Genomic DNA, 21136 nt, shown 5'->3' on the forward strand with positions numbered 1-21136 from the left:
CGGTGCCCGACATTGCACACTGATTGAAGCTGGCTTCCGACCATGGCGATTGAAGTCGACTGGTTCCTGCGCGCGCACCCGGAAATCACGATGGTGGAGGCACTCCTGCCCGACGCCAACGGCATTCTCCGGGGCAAGTGGGTACCGCGCGGCAAGCTGGCGAAGATCTACCAGGGCGAACTCAAGTTTCCCAAGACCGCCCTCAGCCTGGATATCTGGGGCCGCGACGTGGAGGAACTCGTCTTTGCCACCGGCGACGAGGACGGCGTCTGCCGGCCTATCGAAGGCTCCCTGCTGCCGACGCCCTGGTCCCCCGGCGCGACGCACGGGCAGGTGATGCTCTCCCTGTTCGAGGCGGACGGCAGCCCCTACCTCGGCGACCCGCGGCAGGTACTCAAGCAGGTCGTGGCCCGCTACCGGGAGCGCGGCTGGCGCCCGGTGGTGGCGGCGGAACTCGAGTTCAGCCTGGTCGAGTGGGACGGCCGCGGCCCGACGCATGCCGGCGCCAACCCCGCGAGCCGGGAGCCGGTCACCGGCAATCTCTACGGGCTGGACGTGCTGCACCGGCACCAGGCCATGCTCGAGGAAATGCAGCGCGCCTGCGAGATCCAGGACCTGCCCTTTGACGGCGTGGTCAAGGAGTCCGCCCCGTCACAGTACGAGTTCAACATGCAGCACGTGGACAGCCCCGTACTGGCTGCGCGGCAGATCCTGATGATGAAGCGGATCATCAAGGGTGTTGCCGAGCGTCACGGGCTGGTCGCGAGCTTCATGCCCAAGCCCTTCCAGGGCGAGGCGGGCAATGGCCTGCACGTGCACTGCAGTGTCCTCAACCGGGAGGGGCGCAACGTCTTCGACAACGGCGGCGAGAGCGGTACACCCGAACTCCAGCACGCCATTGCCGGCTGCCTGCGCTACATGCCTGACTCGTTCCTGCTTTTTGCGCCGAGCTTCAACGGCTACCGCCGCTTCCAGAAGGGCAGCCACGCGCCCACCTACCCCGGCTGGGGCTATGAAAACCGCACCGTGGCCCTGCGCGTGCCCGCGGGCAGCCCCGCCGCCCGCCGCATCGAGCACCGCGTCGCCGGCGCGGACGCGAATCCCTACCTCGTCCTCGCCGTGATCCTCGCCGCCGCCCTGGAAGGCATCGAGCAGCGACTGGAACCCCCGGAGCCGATCACCGGCGATGGCTACAGCCGCGAGGGCGAGGAGCAGCTGCCGATCTTCATGCAGGACGCGCTGCGCACCTTCAGTGATTCCGACTTCATCCGGCGCGCCCTGGGCAGGACCATGCAGCACACCTTCGCGCTCACCAAGGAGCAGGAGATCACCGAGTTCCTGCGCCACATCACCACCATGGAATACCAGACCTACCTGCAGCGGCTTTGAAGCGGCGCGGGTATTGCCCGGCAAGCCGCCCGCAGCGCAGGCCGCGGGTAGCAACGGCCGGCGACACCCGGACAGGACCCGGACAGACAGCCGCGCCGCAAGCGGCTATCATTGGCGGGTCACGTTACTGGTTGGTATTCCATGTCCCGAGCAACACCCCGGCCCGCCCTCATTCCGGTCAACGCCGTCATCTTCCTGGGCTTCCCCGTCGCCGCACTGGTCCTAGTCCCCTGGTGGGGCCTGAGCCACGGTTTCACGGCCCTGCAGTGGCTCTGGGCCGTCGTTTTCCTCTACCTGAACGGGCTCGCCATTACCGGCGGCTATCACCGGCTCTGGTCCCACAAGGCCTACAAGGCGCACTGGGCCCTGCGCCTGTGGTTCGCGCTGTGGGGCGCCGGCGCCCTGCAGAACAGCATCCTGGTCTGGGCCTCGGACCACCGCCGGCACCACCGCCACGTCGACGACAACGAGCGCGACCCCTACTCCGCCGGCCGCGGCCTCTGGTTCAGCCACATGGGCTGGATGCTGCGCGAGTACGCCACCAATGCGGAGGACTTCAGCAACGTCCCGGACCTCGAGCGCGACCCGATCGTGGCCTGGCAGCACCGCCACTACGTGGTGCTGACCACGGCCATGAACCTGGGTCTGCCGCTGCTCCTGGGCTGGTTCCTCGGTGACATCATCGGCACGGTGCTGCTGGTGGGCCTCGCCCGGCTGGTGGTGAACCACCACGTAACGTTCTTCATCAACTCCCTCGCGCACTTCTGGGGCACGCGCCCCTACACGGAGAGCAACAGCGCCCGGGACAACGGCTTCCTCGCCTTCCTCACCTACGGCGAGGGCTATCACAACTTTCACCACATCTTCCAGAACGACTACCGCAACGGCATCCGCTGGTACCAGTGGGACCCCACCAAGTGGATGATCGCCCTCTGCGCCCGCGTGGGCCTCGCCTCCGAACTCAACCGCGTACCCGCCTTCCGCATCCGTCGCGCCCTCCTCGACACCCAGTTCGAGCGCGCCCGGCGCTCCCTGGCGCGGCACCGCGCCGGCGAGCCGCTGCTCGAGAAGCTCGAGCGCGAGTACCAGCTGTTCACGGATGCCGTGAACCAGTGGAAAGAACTCCAGGCCGAGCGCTACGAGCGTCGCGTGCACGCCATCGAGGACGCCATCGGCGAGCACCGCGCTGCCCTGCAGTACAAGTGGGAGCACGCCGCCCTGCGCACCCGGCTGCGTGAACTCGAGTTCTCCCTGAAGATGCAGCAGAAGCGCCTGGGCCTGCTCATGGCGCAGGTGCCGGCCATGGCAACACCACGCTGAACGAACCCGGAGCCCCCAATGAGCCAGACCGTCTACGACTTCACCTGCGCTGACGCCACCGGAAAGCCCGTGGACCTCGGCGACTACCGGGGCAAGGTGCTGCTGATCGTGAACACGGCCTCCAAGTGCGGGTTCACGCCGCAGTTCGCCGGTCTCGAGGCGCTCTACGAGGATCTCTCGGAAAAGGACTTCGCCATTCTCGGTTTTCCCTGCAACCAGTTCGGCGGCCAGGACCCGGGAAGCAATGACGAGATCGTCGAATTCTGCCAGCTGAACTACGGCGTGAGCTTCCCCATGTTCGGCAAGATCGCCGTCAACGGCGCCGACACGGACCCGCTCTTCGACCACCTCAAGGCCGAGGCGCCCGGCGCGCTCGGCAGCAAGCGCATCAAGTGGAACTTCACCAAGTTCCTCGTCGACCGCGACGGCAGGGTGGTCAAACGCTACGCCCCCACCACGAAGCCCGAGGAGCTGCGCCGGGATATCGAGGCGCTTCTCTAGACCGGTCCTGCACGCACCCGGCCAGGACGCTAGCCCGGCGCCCCCGCGCGGCCGCCGCGCAGGTGCGCCGGCACCAGGGCACGCTCGAGCAGCTCGAACAACAGCTCTACCGCCAGCGCCAGCAGCGCCGCCGGTATGGCCCCGGCGAGAATCAGGCGCCGGTCATTGAGCGTCAACCCCGTGATGATCGGCTCGCCGAGCCCGCCGGCGCCGACAAAGGCGGCGAGGGTCGCGGTACCCACGCTCACCACCGCCGCCGTCTTCACCCCCGCCAGCACCGCCGGTGCCGCCAGCGGCAGCTGCACCCGCAGCAATCGCTGCCGCCGGGTCAGGCCGATGCCGTCGGCGACCTCCAGCAGCACCGGGTCGATGGTCAGCAGCCCGCTCAGCGTATTGCGCGCCACGGGCAGCAGGGAATAGAGAAACAGGGCGCCGATCGCCGTCGACATACCCAGCCCGAGCAAGGGGATCAGGAGCGCCAGCAGGGCCAGCGCCGGGATGGTCTGTACCAGGCCCGTGGCGTAGAGAAAGACCCGGGCGGCGAGTGGTCGCCCCGCCAGCAGCAGCGCGCCCGGGATAGCCACAAGGCAACCGGCGGCGAGGGCAATGCCGGTCAGGCGCAGGTGCTCCAGGGTCCGCGCAAGCACCCGCCGCAGCAGCGTCGGCGGCGCGACCGCGGCGCTGTCCGCCGCGAGTCCCTCGGCCGCCAGGAACGCCGCAGCCACCGCGGCCGGGCTCTCGCCCCCGGCACTCACCCGGTAGTTGAGGCGGCGCATCGTGGCAGCATCGATACGCCCGGAGAGGCGGACCAGCGCGCGGCGCGCGGCGGCCGGCAGGTCCTCGCGCACCAGCAGCGCCGCTTCGTAACGGGGAAAGAAGCCGCGGTCGTCCTCGAGCAGCACGAGGTCGTGGACCGAGAGTTCGCCGTCCGTGGTGTAGGCATCGGTGCCGTCCAGCTCGCCCGCGGCCACGGCCCGGTAGGCCAGCGCATGCTCGAGACCGCGGGGCTGCTGCGGCAGCCCGTAATGGCGCGCGAGCGCTTCCCAGCCGTCGCCCCGGCGCAGGAACTCGTGGCTGAAGCCCAGGCGCAGCGTTGGCCTCTCCGCGAGTTGCGAGACCCGCTCGAGGCCGCCGGCCTCGGCGAGACCGCTGGCGATGGCGATCGCATAGCTGTTTTCGAAACCGAGGCCCGGGAGCAGCTCGAAGCCCTCCGCCTGCAGCCGCTCGCGGAGCGCGGCGCCGCTGAGCGACGGCGCCTTGAGCACGGCCCGGGCGAGCGTACCGGTGTAGGCCGGGTAGAGATCGATGTCGCCGGCGCCGAGAGCCTGCCAGGCGATCAGCGAGCCGCCGAGGCCGTGCGCGCGCTCGACGGCAAAGCCCTCGCGCTCGAGGAGCTGCGCGGCGATCTCCGCCAGTAGGTGGCTCTCGGCAAAACGCTTCGAGCCCACGGTGAGCGCGGGAGCCGCGGTGCTCCACAGGAGAAGCAGCAGCGCCAGGGCACGTATCATGGCGGGCCCTCGCCCATGAGTTCGAGCAGCAGGGCCTCCGCGTCGCTGTCCCCCTGCCGCAATCGCAGCGCAGCCCGGCTGTAGACCCGGGGACCGCCGGTGCCGCCGAGGATCACCACCTCCTCGGCCAGGCGCAGCGCCTCGGCCATGTCGTGAGTCACCAGCACGGTGGTCACGGGTTCGTGCGCCTGCAGGGCGAGGAGCCGCTGGTGGATATCCCGCCGGGAGAGCGGGTCGACGGCGGCGAAAGGCTCGTCGAGCAGGAGCAGGCCCGGGTGCAGGAACAGCGCCCGGCAAAGGCCGACGCGCTGCTGCTGGCCGCCGCTCAGCTCGTGGGGCAGGCGCTCGAGCGCATCGACGGGCAGGTCGACCAGCACGCGCAGCGTCTCCAGCCGCTCCGCCAGCGCCGCCGCGGCCCAGCCTTCCAGGCGCGCCACCAGCGTGATGTTCTCCCGTGCCGTGAGATGGGGAAAGAGCGCCGCCTGCTGCACCGCGTAGCCGATGCGGCGGCGCAGGGCGACCGGGTCCCGCGCCGGCAGCACCTCACCGAGGACGCGCACCGTGCCGGCATCCGGCACGAGAAGACCGTTGCACAGGCGCAGCAGCGTGGACTTGCCGCAGCCGGAGCGGCCCACCACGGCGGTAATGCACCCGCGGGCGAAGGCGAGGTCGATGCCATCGAGCACCGGGCGCGGGCCCCAGCCCTTGCGCACGCCCTCGAGGGCGATAGCGGGGTCCGGCGACGCCCCGGCGGCCGCGCGCTTCAGGCGCACTCCAGGTAATGCACGCTGAACAGCTGGCGAGGATCCACCCAGTGCTCGCGCACGGCCAGCCCCGCCTCGGCCGCGAGCCCGGCAAAGCCCTCCACCGTGTACTTGTAGGAGTTCTCCGTGTGCAGGGTCTCGCCGGCGGCGAAGTGGATAGCCTCGCCGTTGCAGCTGACGGCCTGCTCGCGCTCGCTGACCAGGTGCATCTCTATGCGCTGGCGTCGGGCATCGTAGAAGGCCCGGTGGCTGAACGCAGCGCTGTCGAAATCCGCGTCCAGGAGCCGGTTCAGGCTGTTCAGCACGTTGAGGTTGAAGGCGGCAGTGACCCCGGCGCTGTCGTTGTAGGCGCGCTCGAGCACGGCCGGATCCTTGTGCAGGTCGACACCCACCAGGGCGCCGCCGTCCTCGCCGAGCCAGCCGGCGAGGCGGCGCAGGAAACCCCGGGCAGCCGCTGGCTCGAGGTTGCCGATGGTCGAACCGGGGTAGAAGACCAGGCGCCGCCCCGGCGGCAGGTAGTCATCGAGTTCCGGGGCCGCGTTGAAATCGGCACAGATGGCGCGTACCGGCAGCCACGGGAAGGCATCCCCCAGCGCCTGAGCCGCCTCGCGCAGGAACGCCGCGGAGATGTCGACGGGTACGTAGGCCGCCGGGCGCAGCGCATCGAGCAGCAGCTGCACCTTCTCGCAGTTGCCGCTGCCCGGCTCGATAAGCACGGCGCGGGTGCCGCAGCTGCCGGCGATGGCGCGGGCCTCGCGGCGCAGGATCGCCGTTTCCGTGCGCGTGGGGTAGTACTCGGGCAGGCGGGTGATGGCCTCGAACAGCCGCGAGCCGCGGGCGTCGTAGAAATGCTTCGGGTCCACGCGCTTCTGTGCCGCACGCAGTCCGGCCAGGGCTTCGCTGCGGCTGTCGCCCACGGCCGGGTGCAGGTCATGGAACGCGACGTTTCCCGGCGCCGGGCTGCCGCCGCCTTCAGCCATGGTCCGCCGCCAGGCGGATACCACTGAACTGCCAGCGGTCCGCGGGATAGAAGAAATTTCGGTAGCTGTGCCGCAGCTGACCGCCCGGCGTGACGCAGGCGCCGCCGCGCAGCACCCACTGGTTGCACATGAACTTGCCGTTGTACTCGCCGATGGCGCCCTCGCCCGGCGCAAAGCCCGGGTAGGGTCCGTAGGCGCTCGCCGTCCACTGCCAGCAGGCGCCGTAGAACTGGGCCGGTCCGGACGCCGCGGGCCGGGGGTGCAGGTGGCCCGCCTCGATGCCCAGGGGCTCGGGCGCAAGCGCCGCGGCGGCCGTCTCCCACTCGGCTTCGCCGGGCAGCCGCGCCCCGGCCCAGCGGGCGTAGGCATCGGCCTCGTAACCGCTCACGTGCACCACCGGCGCCGAAGGGTCGCGGCGGCGCCGGCCGTAGAGCGTGAACTCCTCGTCGCCGCGCCAGTAGAGCGGTGCGCTCCAGCCCTCGCGCCGGGCGAGGTCCCAGCCGTCGGCCAGCCAGAGCTCGGGACGCCGGTAGCCGCCGTCCTCGACAAAGGCTTCGAACTCGCCGTTGGTTACCAGCCGGCTGGCGAGGCGGAAGGGCTCGAGCCAGCTGCGGTGCCGTGGCAGCTCGTTGTCGAAGGCGAAGCCGTCACCCGCGTGACCGGTCTCCACCAGCCCGCCCTCGAAGGACAGCCACTCGAGCGGCGGAGCCTCGGCCGCCGCCAGCGCCGGCGCATCGGCGAGCGCCGGCGCCAGCGGGTTGGCGGCGAGCGAGTACTTGATGTCGGTGTGGAAGAGTTCCTGGTGCTGGCGCTCGTGTTCGATACCGAGACGGCAGCGGTCGGCAATCACCGGGTCCGCGGCCGGGTCATAGAGGAGTGGCCGCAGCGCGGCCTCGACATGCCCGCGGTAGGCGAGCACCTCGTCGAGGGTCGGCCGGGACAGGAGCCCGCGCTGCGCCCGCGGGTGCTGCTCGCCCACGCCGTTGTAGTAGGAGTTGAACAGCACCTCGAAGGCCGGGTGGAAGACCCGGTAGCCGGGGCTGTAGGGGCGGAGGATGAAGGTTTCGAAGAACCAGGTCGTGTGCGCCAGGTGCCACTTGGGCGGGCTCGCAAAGGCGGCCGCCTGCAGACCGTAGTCCTCGGCCTCCAGGCCCGCGCAGGCCGCCACGGAGGCGGCACGGGTCGCGGCGAAGGCGTCGCCCAGCCACCCGTCGCTGTCGCGGGGGGAAGCTGGGATGGCAGAGTCGTTCGCTGAAGTGATGACGGCGCCTGCTGTTTCCCGCTGCGGTGAGCTTACCCGGGGCCGCCCGCGGCGGACGCTACCCGGGCCCGTTCCCGAACAGCATAGCAACTTTCCCGGCGGGCGGCAGGTCAGTGCTCCCGCGTCGCGCGGAAGTCGATGTCCGGCCAGCGCTCTTCCATCAGCGACAGGTTGACCCGCGTCGGCGCCAGGTAGGTGAGATAGCCGCCTCCGTCTTCCGAGAGATGCTCGGCCGCTTTCTTGCGGAATTCCTCGAGCTTGCGCGGGTCGTCGCAGTAGACCCAGCGCGCGGTGTAGACGTTCACCGGCTCGTAGAGCGCCTCGACCTTGTACTCGTCCTTGAGCCGGTAGGCGACCACGTCGAACTGCAGCTGCCCCACGGCGCCGACGATGAGATCCGTCGAGATCAGCGGCGCGAAGACCTGCGTCGAACCCTCCTCTGACAGCTGCTGCAGGCCCTTCTGCAGCTGCTTCGACTTCATCGGGTCGCGCAGGCGGATGCGCCGGAACAGCTCCGGCGCGAAGTGCGGGATACCGGTGAACTGCAGCGCCTCACCACCGGTGAACGTGTCGCCGATCTGTATCGTGCCGTGATTGTGCAGGCCGATGATGTCCCCGGCCACGGCTTCCTCGACCAGGGCCCGTTCGCCGGCCTTGAAGGTCACCGCATCGGCGATGCGGATGTCCTTGCCGATGCGCACGTGGCGCATCTTCATGCCCTTCTCGTAGCGGCCGGCACAGACCCGCAGGAAGGCGATGCGGTCACGGTGGCGCGGGTCCATGTTGGCCTGGATCTTGAAAACGAAGCCGCTGAACTCCGGCTCCGCGGCGGCGACCGTGCGCGTCGTCGTCTCCCGGTCCAGGGGTGCCGGCGCCCAGACCACGAAGTCGTCGAGCATTTCGCGCACGCCGAAGTTGGCGAGCGCCGTGCCGAAGAACACCGGCGTCAACCGCCCGGCGAGGAACTCCGCCTTGTCGAACTCGTGGCTGGCGCCGCGGACGAGCTCGATCTCCTCGCAGAACGCATCGTAGTCATCGCCGAGCAGGGCGCGGGCCTCGTCGCTGGCCAGGCCCTCGATGCGCGTGTCCGGGTGCAGCTCGCGGCCGTGGCCCGGCTCGTAGACGTGCACCGTGTCCGTGTACAGGTTGTAGACGCCGCGGAAGTGACCGCCCATGCCGATGGGCCAGTTCACCGGCGCCGCCGCGATGCCGAGCACTTCCTCGATCTCGTCGAGCAGCTCGATGGCGTCGCGGATGTCGCGGTCCAGCTTGTTGACGAAGCTGATGATCGGCGTGTCGCGCAGCCGGCACACGTTCATCAGCTTGATGGTGCGGTCCTCGACACCCTTGGCGCCGTCGATGACCATGAGCGCGGAATCCACCGCCGTGAGCGTGCGGTAGGTATCCTCGGAGAAGTCCTCGTGCCCCGGAGTGTCGAGCAGGTTGACGACGCAATTCCGGTAGGGAAACTGCATCACCGAGGAGGTGACGGAGATGCCCCGCTCCTGCTCCATGCTCATCCAGTCCGAGGTGGCGTGCGGCCCCTTCTTCCCCTTTACCATGCCCGCGGTCTGGATGACGCTGCCGAGGAGCAGCAGCTTCTCGGTCATGGTCGTCTTGCCCGCGTCCGGGTGGGAGATGATGGCGAAGGTGCGGCGCCGGGCGACGGCGTCGTTCGCGGCGGTCTCGGTCATGGGGTGCCTGGTTCACGTTTCTCGGGGGGCGCGAGTGTAGCAGAGGGGCTGCAGCCACGCCCGTGCCGCGAGGCTATAATCGCGCCATGCTGAGCGCCCACCCGGACCCCGACGCCTACCGCGCCTCCCTCGCCAACCTGCGCAGCCTGCTGGCGATCCGCGCCATCGCCCTCTGCGGCCAGGCCGGCGTGCTCACCTGGGTGCTGCTGGCCAGCCGGGGCGGCACCAGCCTGCCGGGGCTGAGCGCCAGCCTGGCGCTCCTCGCCGGCTTCACCGCTGCGACCTACTGGCGCAGCCGCCAGCCCTGGCCGGTGACCGACGGCGAGTTCTTCGGGCAGCTGCTCGGCGATGTCGCCGTCTGGAGCGCGCTCATGTACTTCAGCGGCGGTGCCAACAACCCGTTCATCTCCTATTACATCGTGCCCGTGGTGGTTTCCGCCGCCGTCCTGCCCTGGCGCTACACCTGGCTCGTGACCGGCGCCTCCCTCGTCGCCTACAGCGTGCTGCTCTACGTTTACGTACCGCTGCCGCTGTTCTCGCCGCACGCGGCCATGGGCCACGGCGACGCCGGCAACATGCACACCCTGGGCATGTGGTTCAACTTCCTGTTCAGCGCAGGCCTCATCACCTATTTCGTCGTGCGCATGGGTGCGATACTGCGGGCCCAGGCCAGCCGCGACGCGAAACAGCGGGAAGATCGCCTGCGCAATGACCAGATCATGGCCGTGGCGAGCCTCGCCGCGGGCACGGCGCACGAGCTGGCCACGCCCCTCGCGACCATGACCGTGACCGTCGACGAGCTGCTCGAGGACCCGGCGCTGCCCGGCGCTGCCCGGGCCGACTGCGAGATCCTCCGCGACCAGCTCGCGGCCTGCCGCAGCACCCTGCGCGAGCTGTCGAGCACCGCAGAGCTGACCTCCGCGACCCGTCCCCGGCGCCAGCCGCTCGATGCCTTCGCGCGGGAGACCCTGGAGCGCTGGGCCGTGCGCCGGCCAGCGGTGCGCCACGGCTTCGAGTCCCAGGCGGGGCCCGCCCCGGCGGTGCTCACCGAGCCCACGCTGGCGCAGGCGCTGGAGAACCTGCTCAACAACGCCGCCGACAGCGGCGGCGACCGGGTCGAGGTCAGCACCCGCTGGGATACACGGGAGGGCCGGGTCACGGTGCGCGACAACGGCCCGGGGATCCCCCGGGAGCTGCTCGCGGACCCCGGCAAGCCGGTGCTGCTGGGCAGCCGCAAGGGGCTGGGTATCGGCCTCATGCTGAGTCACGCCGCGGTGGAGCGGCACGGCGGGCGGATCGAGCTGCGCAACCTCGACGGCGGCAGCGAGGCGCGCCTGGTCCTGCCGCTCGCGCCACCCGGGGAGACCGGCGGCAGCGCGACCGCCACGCTGACAGAGAACGAGGAGCAGGCATGAGCCGGCAGCGGCTGTTGATCGTGGACGACGATCCGGCGTTTACCCGGATCATGGCGCGCAGCCTCGAGCGCCGCGGCTTCGCGGTGCTGGTCTGCAACGATGCGGACACGGCGCTGGAACGTTGCCCGGGCTTTGCGCCGAGCCACGTGTTGCTGGACCTGAACATGCCGGGCACCTCAGGCCTCGTCGCGCTCCCCGCCCTCCTCGACTGCGCGCCGGGGGCGCGCCTGGTCGTTCTCACCGGCTACTCGAGCATCGCTACCGCGGTGGAAGCGACCAAGGCCGGTGCGACCAACTACCTCTGCAAGCCCGCGAGCATCGACGAGATCCTTGCCGCCTTCGGCGAGGCCGGGCCCGCCCCCGTGGACATCCCCAGCCAGCCCACGTCCCTGGACAGGCTGGAATGGGAACATCTGCAGCGCGTGCTCCGGGACCACGACGGCAACATCTCGGCCACGGCCCGGGCCCTGGGCATGCACCGGCGGACGCTGCAGCGCAAGCTGGCCAAGCGGCCGGTCAGGCACTGAGCGCGGCGAGTTCCCCGTCCAGGGCGCTGAGCAGCGCCTCGCCGACCGCATCCTCGTCCAGCGCCTGCCCCGGAAGCAGCTCCGCCATGGATGTCACCACGAGACCCTCGTAGCCGCAGGGATTGATGCGGCCGAAAGGCTCGAGGTCGAGGTTCACGTTGAGGGCAAGGCCGTGGTAGCTGCAGCCCCGGCGCACCCGCAGCCCCAGGGACGCGATCTTCGCCCCGTCGACGTAGACACCGGGCCGGGCCGGGTCTGCCGCCGCCTCGATGCCGTGGCCGGCGAGCACCGTGACGATGGCGCGCTCGATCAGGCTGACCAGCTCGCGCACACCGAGGCCGCGGCGCTTCAGGTCGACGAGGAGGTAGACCACCCACTGTCCCGGGCCGTGGTAGGTCACCTGGCCGCCGCGATCGACCTGCACCACGGGAATATCGCCGGGCGCGAGCACATGCTCTGCGCGGCCGGCCTGGCCCTGGGTGAAGACCCGGGGATGCTGCAGGAGCCAGAGTTCGTCGGGGGTGTCGGCGCCGCGCTCGTCGGTAAACCGGCGCATGGCCGCGAGGGTGTCTTCGTAATCCGCCTCGCCGAGGCGGCGGTAGCGGAGCGCCGCGTTCACAGCACCATCTGCACGTGGCCCGTTGCCATGAGGTCACGGTGCAGGGCCTTAAGCTGCTCCGGCCCAGTGGCGGTAATGGTGACGGTCATCGCCAGGAAGGTGCCGTTGCGGCTATCGCGGATACTGATGCCGGCCTGGTCGAAGCCCGGCGCGTGGCGCTCGAACACCGCCACGACGGCGTCCTGCATGCCCTCGCGGTTGCGGCCGAGCACCTTGATCGGGTACTCGCAGGGAAACTCGATCTTCGGCGGTTCCCGCTCCGTCACGGGCCGCCTCAGGCTCCGAAGAGGCTCGCGAGCCACATGAGGATGATGTCCCAGAGCCGCGCGAAGAAGCCGCCGGGCTCCACGGCCTGGAGCGCGACCACCGGACCCTGGTAGAGCAGCTCGCCATCGAGCAGCAGGGTCAGCGTGCCGACGCTGTCGCCGATCGCCAGCGGGGCCTCGATGTCATCGGCCAGGGCCACGCGCTGCTCCACCTGCTGGCGCTTGCCCCGGGGCAGCGTGAGCACGATCTCGTCGAGGACGCCGACGGGGGCGTAGTCGACCTGCCCTTTCCAGACCCGCGGCTTTTCCAGTTCCTCGCCGGCATCGAGGAGGCGGGCCGTCTCGTAGAAGCGGAAGCCGTAGTTGAGCAGGCTGCGGGTCTCGTTCTTGCGCGCCGTGGGGCTGCTGGTGCCGAGTACGACCGAGATGAGCCGCATGTCGCCGCGCTTCGCCGAGGCCACCAGGCCGTAGCCGGCCTCGCTGGTATAACCGGTCTTGAGACCGTCCACGGACGGGTCCTCGCGCAGCAGCTTGTTGCGGTTGTACTGCTTGATGTCGTTGTAGGTGTAGTCGAGCTCCTGGTAGCGCGCATAGTGCTCGGGGAACTCGCGGATGATCGCCGCGGACAGCTTGGCGAGGTCTCGCGCCGTGGTGTAGTGGTTCGGGTCCGGCAGCCCGTGGGAGTTCATGAAGTGGGAGCCGCCCAGGCCGAGACGCTCGGCGTGCTGGTTCATGAGCTCGGCGAAGGCCTCCTCGCTGCCGGCGATATGCTCGGCCACGGCGACGGTCGCGTCGTTGCCGGAGGCGATGACGATGCCGCGCTCGAGTTCGCCGATGGTCACGTCCTTGCCGGGCTCGATCCACATCAGGGAAGAGCCGTTGAACACCGGGTTCTGGGACCAGGAGTTCTCGCTCACCACCACCTGCTCGTCGCGCGAGAGCCGTCCCTCGGCGATCTCGTTGGCCAGTACATAGCTGGTCATGAGCTTGGTCAGGCTCGCCGGGGGCAGCGCCGCGTCGGGGTTGTCCTTCGCGATCACGAAGCCGGTCGCGGCGTCGACCAGGATGAAGGCCTCGGCGGCGACCTGCGGCGGCGCGGGCACGATGCTCTGGGCCTGGCCCTGCACGGCCAGGAACAGGCCGAGAATGGCGAAGGCGAGTCGACGCATGGCAGGCAATCCCCCGATGGCTAGGAGCGCGCGATGTTACCGCATGGCCCGGGCCAGCGAAAGGAAGGCCCCCGATGCCGGGCGGAAAGTGGCGCTCTCAGGGCAGGGCCTGTCCCGGATCGAGTCCCCGGGCGCGCAGCAGCGCCCGCACGGACTCGAGGTGCGCCTCGTCGCGCACGGGGCCGACACGGACGCGGTTCAGGGCGCGACCGTGCACCTCGACCGGCGTCACCGTCACCGGCGCATCGACCAGCGCGGCCACCTGGGCGCGCAGGCTCTCCGCCGTCTCCTGGCTGGAGAACGCGCCGAGCTGGAGGTAGCGGTAGACCCCGGCCTCGCTGTCGCGGCGGTCGTCGACGCCGGCGAGGGCGAGGGCCTCCAGGCGCACCGGCGCGGTCCCCGCCTCGGCAAAGCCCAGGCGCACGGCGGCGCCGTAGCTGAGGTCGATGACCCGGTCCGCGTGGAAGGGGCCGCGGTCGTTCACCCGCACCACCATAGAACGCCCGTTGGCGAGGTTGGTGACCCGGAGGTAGGAGGGAATAGGCAGCGTCCGGTGGGCTGCCGTGGGGCCGTAGAGGTCATAGGGCTCGCCGTTGGCGGTCTCGCGCCCGTGGAAGCGCGTCCCGTACCAGGAGGCGATACCTTCGGCGCGGTAGCCCGCCGCCGTCGGCAGCACGCGGTAGGTCTCGCCGTTAACCACGTAGGGACTGCTGTTCCCGGCGCGCAGGACAGGCTCGGCGCGGGGCACCGCATCCGGCACCTCGTGCGCCGCGATGGGCTTAAGCGGTGCGCCGTCGGGCGGCTCCGAAACACTGCAGCCGCCCAGACCGACGAGCAGCAGGCAGCCCAGGCCCCAGGGCAGGCTCACGCGCCGGCACCTTCGCGCAGTCGCTCGCTCAGCTGGTACACGGCCATCGCGTACAGCACGCTGTGGTTGTAGCGGGTGATGACGTAGAAGTTGGGCAGGCCGATCCAGTACTCGGGCCCGTCGTCACCCTGCAGGGACAGGGCCAGGGCCGGGGCCTCGGCCGGCAGTTCGCGCCCGGCGACGAGCCCCCCGGCGCCGAGCTCGGCGACCGTGCGCTCCGCGTCGAGGCCGTCGTCGAACCAGTCCGCCGGAACCGGCCCGGCAAGGGTCGCGCGTGCCGCCACCGGCTCACCCGGCCGCCAGCCGTGGCGCGCGAGGTAGTTGGCAACGCTGCCGATGGCATCGGCGGGATTGTTCCAGATGTCGGCGAGCCCGTCGCCGTCGAAATCCACCGCGTAGCTGCGGTAGCTGCTCGGCATGAACTGGCCGTAACCCATGGCGCCGGCATAGGAGCCCTCGAGTGTTGCCGGGTCGAGGCCCTGCTCCCGCGCCAGCAGCAGGAAGTGGCGCAGCTCCCGGCGGAAGAACGGCGAGCGCGGCGGATAGTCGAAGGCGAGCGTCGACAGGGCATCGATAACCGCGTAGCTGCCGGTGATGCGGCCGTAGTAGGTTTCCACACCGAGCACCGCGGCGATCACCGGCGCCGGTACGCCGCTCTCCGCCTCGGCGGCGGCGAGGGTGTCGCGGTGCTCGGCAAGGAAGGCAATACCCTCGTCGATGCGGCGGTCGGTGAGGAAGATGTCGCGGTACTCGTGCCAGGGCTTGGTCTTCTCCGCCGGCCGGGCGATCGCCTCGAGGATGCTGTCCTGGCGTTCCGCCTGTGCGAACAGCGCCTCCAGTTCCGCGCGCTCGAAACCGTCCTCGGCCACCAGCTCGTCGATGAAGCCGGCGGCGGCCGGGTGGTCGCCGTAGTGCTCTGCGCAGGCCGGCAGGGCAATACAAAAGCCCGCGAGCAGCGCGAGGCGCCGCAGGGGCAGGGGGACAGGAAAGGCGTGCAGCATCGGGCTCCCTCGCTGGCCGGGATGGCGGCTCATTGTCCGATGACCCGTTGCTCCGCGGCGACGGCCATGAGCAGGCCGAAGCCCGCCAGGAGTGTGACCACGGAGGTGCCCCCGGCGCTCACCAGGGGTAACGGGACACCGACCACGGGCAGGAGCCCGGACACCATGCCCATATTAACAAAGATGTAGACGAAGAAAGTCAGCGTCAGGCTGCCGGCGAGGATGCGGCCATAGGTGCTCTGGGCATTGAGGCCGATCCAGAATCCGCGCAGCAGGATGAGCAGGTACAGGGCCAGCAGGAGCACCACGCCGCGCAGGCCGAACTCCTCCGCCAGCACCGCGATGATAAAGTCCGTGTGGCTCTCCGGGAGGAAATCGAGGTGTGACTGCGTGCCCTCCAGCCAGCCCTTCCCGGACCAGCCGCCGGAGCCGATGGCGGTCTTGGACTGGATGATGTTCCAGCCGGCGCCGAGCTTGTCGCTCTCGGGGTTCAGCAGCGTGAGGATGCGCTGGCGCTGGTAGTCCTTGAGCACGAAGGTCCACATGGGCCAGGCGGAGGCCAGGGCCAGGGCGAGGGCACCGAAGATGTAGCGCCAGCCCATGCCGGCCATGAACACGACGAAGAGGCCACTGGCGGCGATGAGCAGTGCCGTCCCCAGGTCCGGCTGCTGCAGGATCAGGGCCGCCGGCAGCACGATGAGGCCGAAGCAGACCAGCAGGTAGGGCAGCCGCGGCGGCAGCACCCGGTCGGCGAGGTACCAGGCCACGGTCATGGGCACCAGCAGCTTCATGATCTCCGAGGGCTGGAAACGGAAACCGCCGAGGTCGAGCCAGCGCTGGGCGCCCTTGGCGCCGACCCCGAAGAACATCACGCCGAAGAGCAGGAAAAGTCCGCCCAGGTAGACCCAGGGCGACCAGCGCTGGTAGCGGACGAGGGGAACCTGGGCCGCGATGAGCATCACCAGGAAGCCGAGAACGAAGTAGCGCGCCTGGCGCAGCACGGCGCCCGTATCCCCGTCGGCAGCGCTGTACAGGACCACCAGTCCGTAGCCGGTGAGCGCCAGCAGCAGCGCCAGCAGGGGCAGATCGAGGCGCAGCCGTGAGGCGGCGCGCGAGCCCTGGCCCAGGCCCGCTTCATGCCCCGGCAGCTGGCGGACGTAATCAACCATCGGCCAGGGTCCCGCGCAGGAGCCAGGCGTCGATCACCTCGCGGGCGATCGGCGAGGCGGCGGTGCTGCCACCGCCGTTCTCCACGATCACCGCCACGGCGATCGTGGGTGCTTCGAGCGGTGCAAAAGCCACGAAGAGGCCATGGTTGCGGTGGCGCTCGGCGATCTCGTCTTCGTCGTAGACCTCGCCCTGGGCGATACCGATGACCTGCGCGGTGCCGGTCTTCCCGGCCATGTCGTACTGGAGGCCCCGGGCGATGAGCTTCGCCGTGCCCCGCTCCCCGTGGACCACGGCGCGCATGCCCTCGTGGATCGCGTCCCAGGTTTCCGGCGCCGCCTCGATCATTCGCGCCGGTGCGGGGACGACCGCCTCCCCGCCGATACGCCGGACCAGCTGCGGTACGTGGAAGACGCCACGGTTGGCGATCGCCGCCGTGGCCGCCGCCAGCTGTACCGGGGTGGCCAGCATGTAGCCCTGGCCGATGCCGACGCTGAGCGTCTCCCCCGGGTACCAGGGCTGGCCCAGGGTCCTGCGCTTCCACTCGCTCGAGGGGAGCACACCGGGGCGCTCGTTGGTGGTATCGATACCCGTGCGCGAGCCGAGGCCGAAGGGCGCGAGATAGTCGTGCATGCGGTCCACCGTCAGGCGGCGGGCGAGGTCGTAGAAATAGACGTCGCAGGACTCCGCCAGGGCCATGTGCAGGTCCACCTCGGGGGCGTGGCCGGTGCCGCGGATGCGCAGGATCCAGTCGCGGTAGCGCCGCGTGTCGCCCGGGAGCCGGTACCAGCCCGGGTCCGGCACGGTGCTCTCCGGCGTCACCAGCCCGGACTCCAGGCCGGCGACGGCCATCAGCGGCTTGACCGTCGAGCCCGGCGGGTACTGCCCCTGCACGGCGCGATTGAACAGAGGCACGTCCGCCGAGTCGCGCAGCGCGCTGTAGTCGCTGCTGCTGATGCCGTTCACGAACAGGTTGCCGTCGAAGACCGGTGTGGAGACCAGGGCCAGCACGCCCCCGGTCGCCGGGTCCATGGCCACCACGGCGCCGCGCTGGTCACCGAGGGCCTCCGTGGCCACGCGCTGCAGCGTGCTGTCGAGGTTGAGCACGAGGTCCCGGCCCGGCTCGGGGTCGAAGCGGTCGAGGATGCGCAGCACGCGGCCGTGGGCGTTGGTCTCGACGTTCTGGTAGCCCACCTCGCCGTGCAGCGTGTCCTCGTAGCGGCGCTCGATGCCGGTCTTGCCGATGTGGAAGGTCCCGCGGTAGTCCGACGCGTCCAGGCGCGCCGCCTCGCGCTCGTTGATGCGCCCCACGTAGCCGATGGCGTGCGTGAACAGCTCGCCCTGCGGGTAGTGACGCATGAGCTGCGCATCGACCACGACACCGGGCAGGCGGTGGCGGTTCACCGCCAGCCGGGCCCGCTCCTCCTCGGTGAGGCGGAAACGCAGGGGCACGGGCTCGTAGGGGCGACGCTGGTCGAGGCGGCGGCGAAACGCCTCCAGGTCGTCCTCGTCCACGGTGACGAGTTCGCCCAGGGCGCTGAGCGTCCCCTCGAGGTCCGGCACGCGCTCGCGCACGAGGGACAGGATATGGCTCGGCTGGTTGGCCGCCAGCAGCGCGCCGTGGCGATCGTAGATGAGGCCGCGCTTGGGCGGCAGCGCCTGCAGCTGGACCCGGTTGCGTTCCGACTGCGTGCGGTAGGTCTCGTAACCGGTGACCTGCAGGTTGAAATAGCGCAGGAACACGAGGAACAGCGCCGCGAGCACGGCAAGCACCGCGACCGCTGTGCGGCCGCCAAAGATACGCAGTTCCCGCCGCGTATCCTTCAGGGTGATTGTCTGCGCCATCAGCCGCGATGATAGGGGTGGTTGCTGAGGATTGTCCAAGCCCGGTAGAGCTGCTCGACGAGCACGATGCGCACCAGCGGGTGGGGCAGCGTCAGCCGCCCCAGGGACCAGCTCCGCTCCGCCCGCGCCCGGCACGCCGGGGACAGGCCGTCGGGCCCGCCGACCAGGAAGGCCACCGGGCGCCCGTCCATCTGCCAGTCCGCCAGGTGCCGCGCCAGGTCCTCGGTCCGCCAGGGCTCACCGGTCGGGTCCAGGGCGATCACCCGGTCTTCGTCGCCGAGCCCCTTGAGCAGCCGCTCTCCCTCGCGCTCGGCCAGCACGGCGCCGCTGCCGTCCGCACCGCGCCGCGCCAGCGGCACGTCGCGCCAGGTGAGCTTCAGTTCCCGCGGCAGGCGGCGTTCGTAGTCGGCGCTGCCCTCCGCCACCCAGCGCGGCAGCTTGCCGGCTACCGCGTGCACCGTCAGGCGCATCAGCCGGGCCGGTCGGGGACTGCCCAGAGCCGCTCCAGGTCGTAGAAATCGCGGGCCGCGGGCAGCATCACGTGGACCACCACGTCGCCGAGGTCCACCAGGACCCACTCGCCGGCGTCCTGGCCCTCCACCCCGAGGGGCCGGGCGTCCGCCTTCTTGGCCTTCTCGATCACGCTGTCGGAGAGAGATTTCACGTGCCGGTTGGAGGTGCCGCTGGCAACGACCAGGAAGTCGGTGACGTCGGTGCGGTCGCGCACGTCGATGCTGACCACGTTCACGCCCTTGAGGTCCTCGAGGGCATCGCGGGCGAGGTCGCGGAGTTCCTCGGCGGTCACTTTGCGCGCGGGCCGCCGAAGGCGGCCGGGGGATTCACTGCTGGCAATCGTTTCCTTCCTGTGTGTTTACCTGTCTCTTGACCGGTCCCGGGAGCTCCTGTCGGTAGAGCCCGTGGCGTTCGATGTGGGCGAGCACCGGGTCCGGGACCAGGTAGCGCGCCGAAAAACCCGATTGTACCAGCCCGCGGATTTCCGTGGCGGAAATCGGCAGCGGCCGGAGCTGCAGGACATGTACCCCGCCCGCCGGGCGCACCCGCAGCACATCGGCCTCGACCCGGTGCCGGGCCAGCCAGGCGGCCACCGGGCCGCTGTCGGGCAGGGCCGCGTCGGGCCGCGCGAGCGCGACGATGTGACAGTGGTCCAGCAGTTCCTCCCAGCGGTGCCACCCCGCCAGCCCGGCCAGCGCGTCACTGCCCATCACCAGCAGCAGGGAACGGCCCGAGCCCAGTTCGCCGCGCAGCGACAGCAGGCTGTCGATGGTGTAGGACGGACCATCGCGCTCCAGCTCCCGGCGGTCACAGGCGAGGCGGGGGGCGCCGGCGATCGCGAGCTCCACCATCGCCGCACGACTCGCGGCGTCGACACCGGGCGCCTCACGGTGCGGCGGCAGTGCGCAGGGCATGAAGCGCAGCTCGTCGAGCTCCAGCCGCTCGACCAGTTCCACCGCCGAGCGCAGGTGCCCCAGGTGAACCGGGTTGAAGGTGCCACCGAAGACGGCGACAGGGCCCGGTCGCGCGCCGGCGCCGGTCAAGAGCGCACGTGCCCCTCACCGAGGACGATCCACTTCTGCGAGGTAAGCCCCTCGAGACCGACCGGGCCGCGCGCATGGAGCTTGTCCGTGGAGATGCCGATCTCCGCACCGAGGCCGTACTCGTAGCCGTCGGCAAAGCGCGTGGAGGCGTTGACCATCACCGAGCTCGCATCGACCTCGCGCAGGAAGCGCATGGCCCGGCCGTGGTCCGCGGTCACGATGGCCTCGGTGTGGCCGGAGCCGTAGCGGGCGATGTGCGCGAGCGCCGCCTCGTAGTCATCGACCACGCGCACGGCGAGCACCGGTGCCAGGTACTCCTCGCTCCAGTCCGCTTCCGTGGCCGGGCGGATGCCGGGCAGCAGCGCACAGCTGCGCTTGCAGCCGCGCAGTTCCACGCCCGCTTCCCGGTAGGCCTCGCCGAGGCCGGGCAGCACCGTGTCGGCAATGGCGGCGTCGACCAGCAGCGTCTCCATGGTGTTGCAGGTGCCGTAGCGCTGGGTCTTGGCGTTGAAGGCGATGGCGTGGGCCATGGCCGGGTCCGCGGCGGCATCGATGAAGACGTGGCAGACGCCGTGGAGATGCTTGAGCACCGGCACCCGCGCCTCGGCGGTCACGCGCTCGATGAGCCCCTTGCCGCCGCGGGGGACCACCACGTCCACGTAGGCCTCCATGCGCAGCAGGGCGGAGACCGCCGCGCGGTCCGCCGTGTCGACCACCTGCACGGCACCTGCCGGCAGCGCCATGGCGCGCAGGCCCTCGGCGATGGCACCGGCGATCGCCGTGTTGGACGCCAGCGCCTCGGAACCGCCGCGGAGAATGCTGGCGTTGCCCGCCTTGAGGCAGAGCGCGGCGGCGTCCACGGTCACGTTGGGCCGGGATTCGTAGATGATGCCGATCACCCCCAGCGGTACGCGCATGCGGCCGACGCGGATGCCGGAGGGGCGGCTGGCGAGATCGCTGATGGCACCGACCGGGTCCGGCAGGGCCGCCACCTCGACGAGCCCGGCGAGCATGCCGTCGATGCGCACGGGGGTCAGCTCCAGGCGGTCCAGCAGTGCCGCGTCGAGACCCTGCTCGCGGCCGCGGGCGAGGTCTTCCTCGTTGGCCGCGGCGATGCGGTCGCGGGCGCCATCGAGGGCCTCGGCGATGGCCTTGAGGGCGCCGTTGCGTTCCGCGGTCGTCGAGGCGGCCAGGCGCCGCGACGCGATGCGCGCGCCGCGGCCGAGTTCCTGCATGTAGCTGTCGAGGGTCATGCTGCCAACCATCGTTCAACAGGGGCGCCGCAG

General features: G+C 70.4%; 21 protein-coding genes. 5 read left to right on the forward strand and 16 right to left on the reverse strand.

Annotation, left to right across the window (positions count from 1 at the left end; genetic code table 11):
- The first annotated feature begins 42 nt into the window (after window positions 1–42).
- The 3 genes from RKE50_RS14560 to RKE50_RS14570 all read left to right on the forward strand — a co-directional run bounded on the left by RKE50_RS14560 (window position 43) and on the right by RKE50_RS14570 (window position 3210).
- Window positions 43–1389 carry a glutamine synthetase family protein gene (locus tag RKE50_RS14560; protein ID WP_350037509.1) on the forward strand — a complete coding sequence of 449 codons (1347 nt, stop codon included), beginning with the start codon at window positions 43–45 and terminating at the stop codon, window positions 1387–1389.
- Window positions 1390–1530: 141 nt separating this feature from the next.
- Complete coding sequence (locus RKE50_RS14565; protein ID WP_350037511.1) at window positions 1531–2709, forward strand: acyl-CoA desaturase; 1179 nt, start codon at window positions 1531–1533, stop codon at window positions 2707–2709.
- An 18-nt stretch (window positions 2710–2727) separates the two neighbouring features.
- Complete coding sequence (locus RKE50_RS14570; protein WP_350037513.1) at window positions 2728–3210, forward strand: glutathione peroxidase; 483 nt, start codon at window positions 2728–2730, stop codon at window positions 3208–3210.
- A 29-nt stretch (window positions 3211–3239) separates the two neighbouring features.
- Here the strand turns inward: RKE50_RS14570 and RKE50_RS14575 are convergent, their stop codons facing one another.
- From RKE50_RS14575 to RKE50_RS14595, 5 genes are all read right to left on the reverse strand, one after another.
- On the reverse strand, window positions 3240–4718 hold the full coding sequence (locus tag RKE50_RS14575; RefSeq protein WP_350037515.1) for a glycine betaine ABC transporter substrate-binding protein: 1479 nt from the start codon (window positions 4716–4718) through the stop codon (window positions 3240–3242).
- The gene (locus tag RKE50_RS14580; protein ID WP_350037516.1) at window positions 4715–5491 is read right to left on the reverse strand and encodes an ATP-binding cassette domain-containing protein; all 777 of its coding nucleotides are present in this window, start codon (window positions 5489–5491) and stop codon (window positions 4715–4717) included. The genes RKE50_RS14575 and RKE50_RS14580 overlap by 4 nt, the downstream gene beginning before the upstream one ends.
- On the reverse strand, window positions 5482–6462 hold the full coding sequence (egtD, locus tag RKE50_RS14585) for an L-histidine N(alpha)-methyltransferase (RefSeq protein ID WP_350037518.1): 981 nt from the start codon (window positions 6460–6462) through the stop codon (window positions 5482–5484). Before egtD ends, RKE50_RS14580 begins: the two co-directional genes overlap by 10 nt.
- On the reverse strand, window positions 6455–7723 hold the full coding sequence (gene egtB, locus RKE50_RS14590; protein WP_350037890.1) for an ergothioneine biosynthesis protein EgtB: 1269 nt from the start codon (window positions 7721–7723) through the stop codon (window positions 6455–6457). Before egtB ends, egtD begins: the two co-directional genes overlap by 8 nt.
- A 110-nt stretch (window positions 7724–7833) precedes the next feature.
- Complete coding sequence (locus RKE50_RS14595; protein ID WP_350037520.1) at window positions 7834–9417, reverse strand: peptide chain release factor 3; 1584 nt, start codon at window positions 9415–9417, stop codon at window positions 7834–7836.
- Window positions 9418–9503: 86 nt separating this feature from the next.
- On the opposite strand from RKE50_RS14595, the gene RKE50_RS14600 reads away from it, so the two are divergent.
- Both RKE50_RS14600 and RKE50_RS14605 read left to right on the forward strand, forming a co-directional pair.
- Window positions 9504–10832 (forward strand): ATP-binding protein, encoded by a 1329-nt coding sequence (locus RKE50_RS14600; protein WP_350037522.1) that lies wholly within the window; start codon window positions 9504–9506, stop codon window positions 10830–10832.
- Window positions 10829–11359, forward strand: a complete 531-nt coding sequence (locus RKE50_RS14605; protein WP_350037524.1) for a response regulator transcription factor — start codon at window positions 10829–10831, stop codon at window positions 11357–11359. Before RKE50_RS14600 ends, RKE50_RS14605 begins: the two co-directional genes overlap by 4 nt.
- Here the strand turns inward: RKE50_RS14605 and lipB are convergent.
- The 11 genes from lipB to RKE50_RS14660 all read right to left on the reverse strand — a co-directional run bounded on the left by lipB (window position 11349) and on the right by RKE50_RS14660 (window position 21103).
- Window positions 11349–11978: a lipoyl(octanoyl) transferase LipB gene (gene lipB / locus RKE50_RS14610; RefSeq protein WP_350037526.1), complete on the reverse strand. Its 630-nt coding sequence runs from the start codon at window positions 11976–11978 to the stop codon at window positions 11349–11351. The genes RKE50_RS14605 and lipB overlap by 11 nt on opposite strands.
- Window positions 11975–12244: a YbeD family protein gene (locus RKE50_RS14615; RefSeq protein WP_350037528.1), complete on the reverse strand. Its 270-nt coding sequence runs from the start codon at window positions 12242–12244 to the stop codon at window positions 11975–11977. Before RKE50_RS14615 ends, lipB begins: the two co-directional genes overlap by 4 nt.
- Window positions 12245–12252: 8 nt before the next feature.
- Window positions 12253–13413, reverse strand: a complete 1161-nt coding sequence (locus RKE50_RS14620) for a D-alanyl-D-alanine carboxypeptidase family protein (RefSeq protein WP_350037530.1) — start codon at window positions 13411–13413, stop codon at window positions 12253–12255.
- A 97-nt stretch (window positions 13414–13510) separates the two neighbouring features.
- On the reverse strand, window positions 13511–14281 hold the full coding sequence (locus RKE50_RS14625; protein WP_350037531.1) for a septal ring lytic transglycosylase RlpA family protein: 771 nt from the start codon (window positions 14279–14281) through the stop codon (window positions 13511–13513).
- The gene (mltB, locus tag RKE50_RS14630; protein ID WP_350037533.1) at window positions 14278–15282 is read right to left on the reverse strand and encodes a lytic murein transglycosylase B; all 1005 of its coding nucleotides are present in this window, start codon (window positions 15280–15282) and stop codon (window positions 14278–14280) included. The genes RKE50_RS14625 and mltB overlap by 4 nt, the downstream gene beginning before the upstream one ends.
- A 29-nt stretch (window positions 15283–15311) precedes the next feature.
- A complete protein-coding gene (gene rodA, locus RKE50_RS14635) occupies window positions 15312–16451 on the reverse strand; it encodes a rod shape-determining protein RodA (protein WP_350037534.1) in 1140 nt (379 codons plus the stop codon).
- Window positions 16444–18294 (reverse strand): penicillin-binding protein 2, encoded by a 1851-nt coding sequence (gene mrdA / locus RKE50_RS14640; RefSeq protein ID WP_350037535.1) that lies wholly within the window; start codon window positions 18292–18294, stop codon window positions 16444–16446. Before mrdA ends, rodA begins: the two co-directional genes overlap by 8 nt.
- The gene (gene rlmH, locus RKE50_RS14645) at window positions 18294–18764 is read right to left on the reverse strand and encodes a 23S rRNA (pseudouridine(1915)-N(3))-methyltransferase RlmH (protein WP_350037536.1); all 471 of its coding nucleotides are present in this window, start codon (window positions 18762–18764) and stop codon (window positions 18294–18296) included. Before rlmH ends, mrdA begins: the two co-directional genes overlap by 1 nt.
- Window positions 18764–19099, reverse strand: a complete 336-nt coding sequence (gene rsfS, locus RKE50_RS14650; RefSeq protein ID WP_350037538.1) for a ribosome silencing factor — start codon at window positions 19097–19099, stop codon at window positions 18764–18766. Before rsfS ends, rlmH begins: the two co-directional genes overlap by 1 nt.
- 34 nt (window positions 19100–19133) lie before the next feature.
- Window positions 19134–19850 carry a nicotinate-nucleotide adenylyltransferase gene (nadD, locus tag RKE50_RS14655; protein ID WP_350037540.1) on the reverse strand — a complete coding sequence of 239 codons (717 nt, stop codon included), beginning with the start codon at window positions 19848–19850 and terminating at the stop codon, window positions 19134–19136.
- Window positions 19847–21103: a glutamate-5-semialdehyde dehydrogenase gene (locus tag RKE50_RS14660; protein WP_350037541.1), complete on the reverse strand. Its 1257-nt coding sequence runs from the start codon at window positions 21101–21103 to the stop codon at window positions 19847–19849. Before RKE50_RS14660 ends, nadD begins: the two co-directional genes overlap by 4 nt.
- Between the last annotated feature and the right edge of the window lie 33 nt (window positions 21104–21136).

This window comes from Pseudohaliea sp., assembly GCF_040217025.1.
Taxonomy (GTDB): domain Bacteria; phylum Pseudomonadota; class Gammaproteobacteria; order Pseudomonadales; family Halieaceae; genus Pseudohaliea.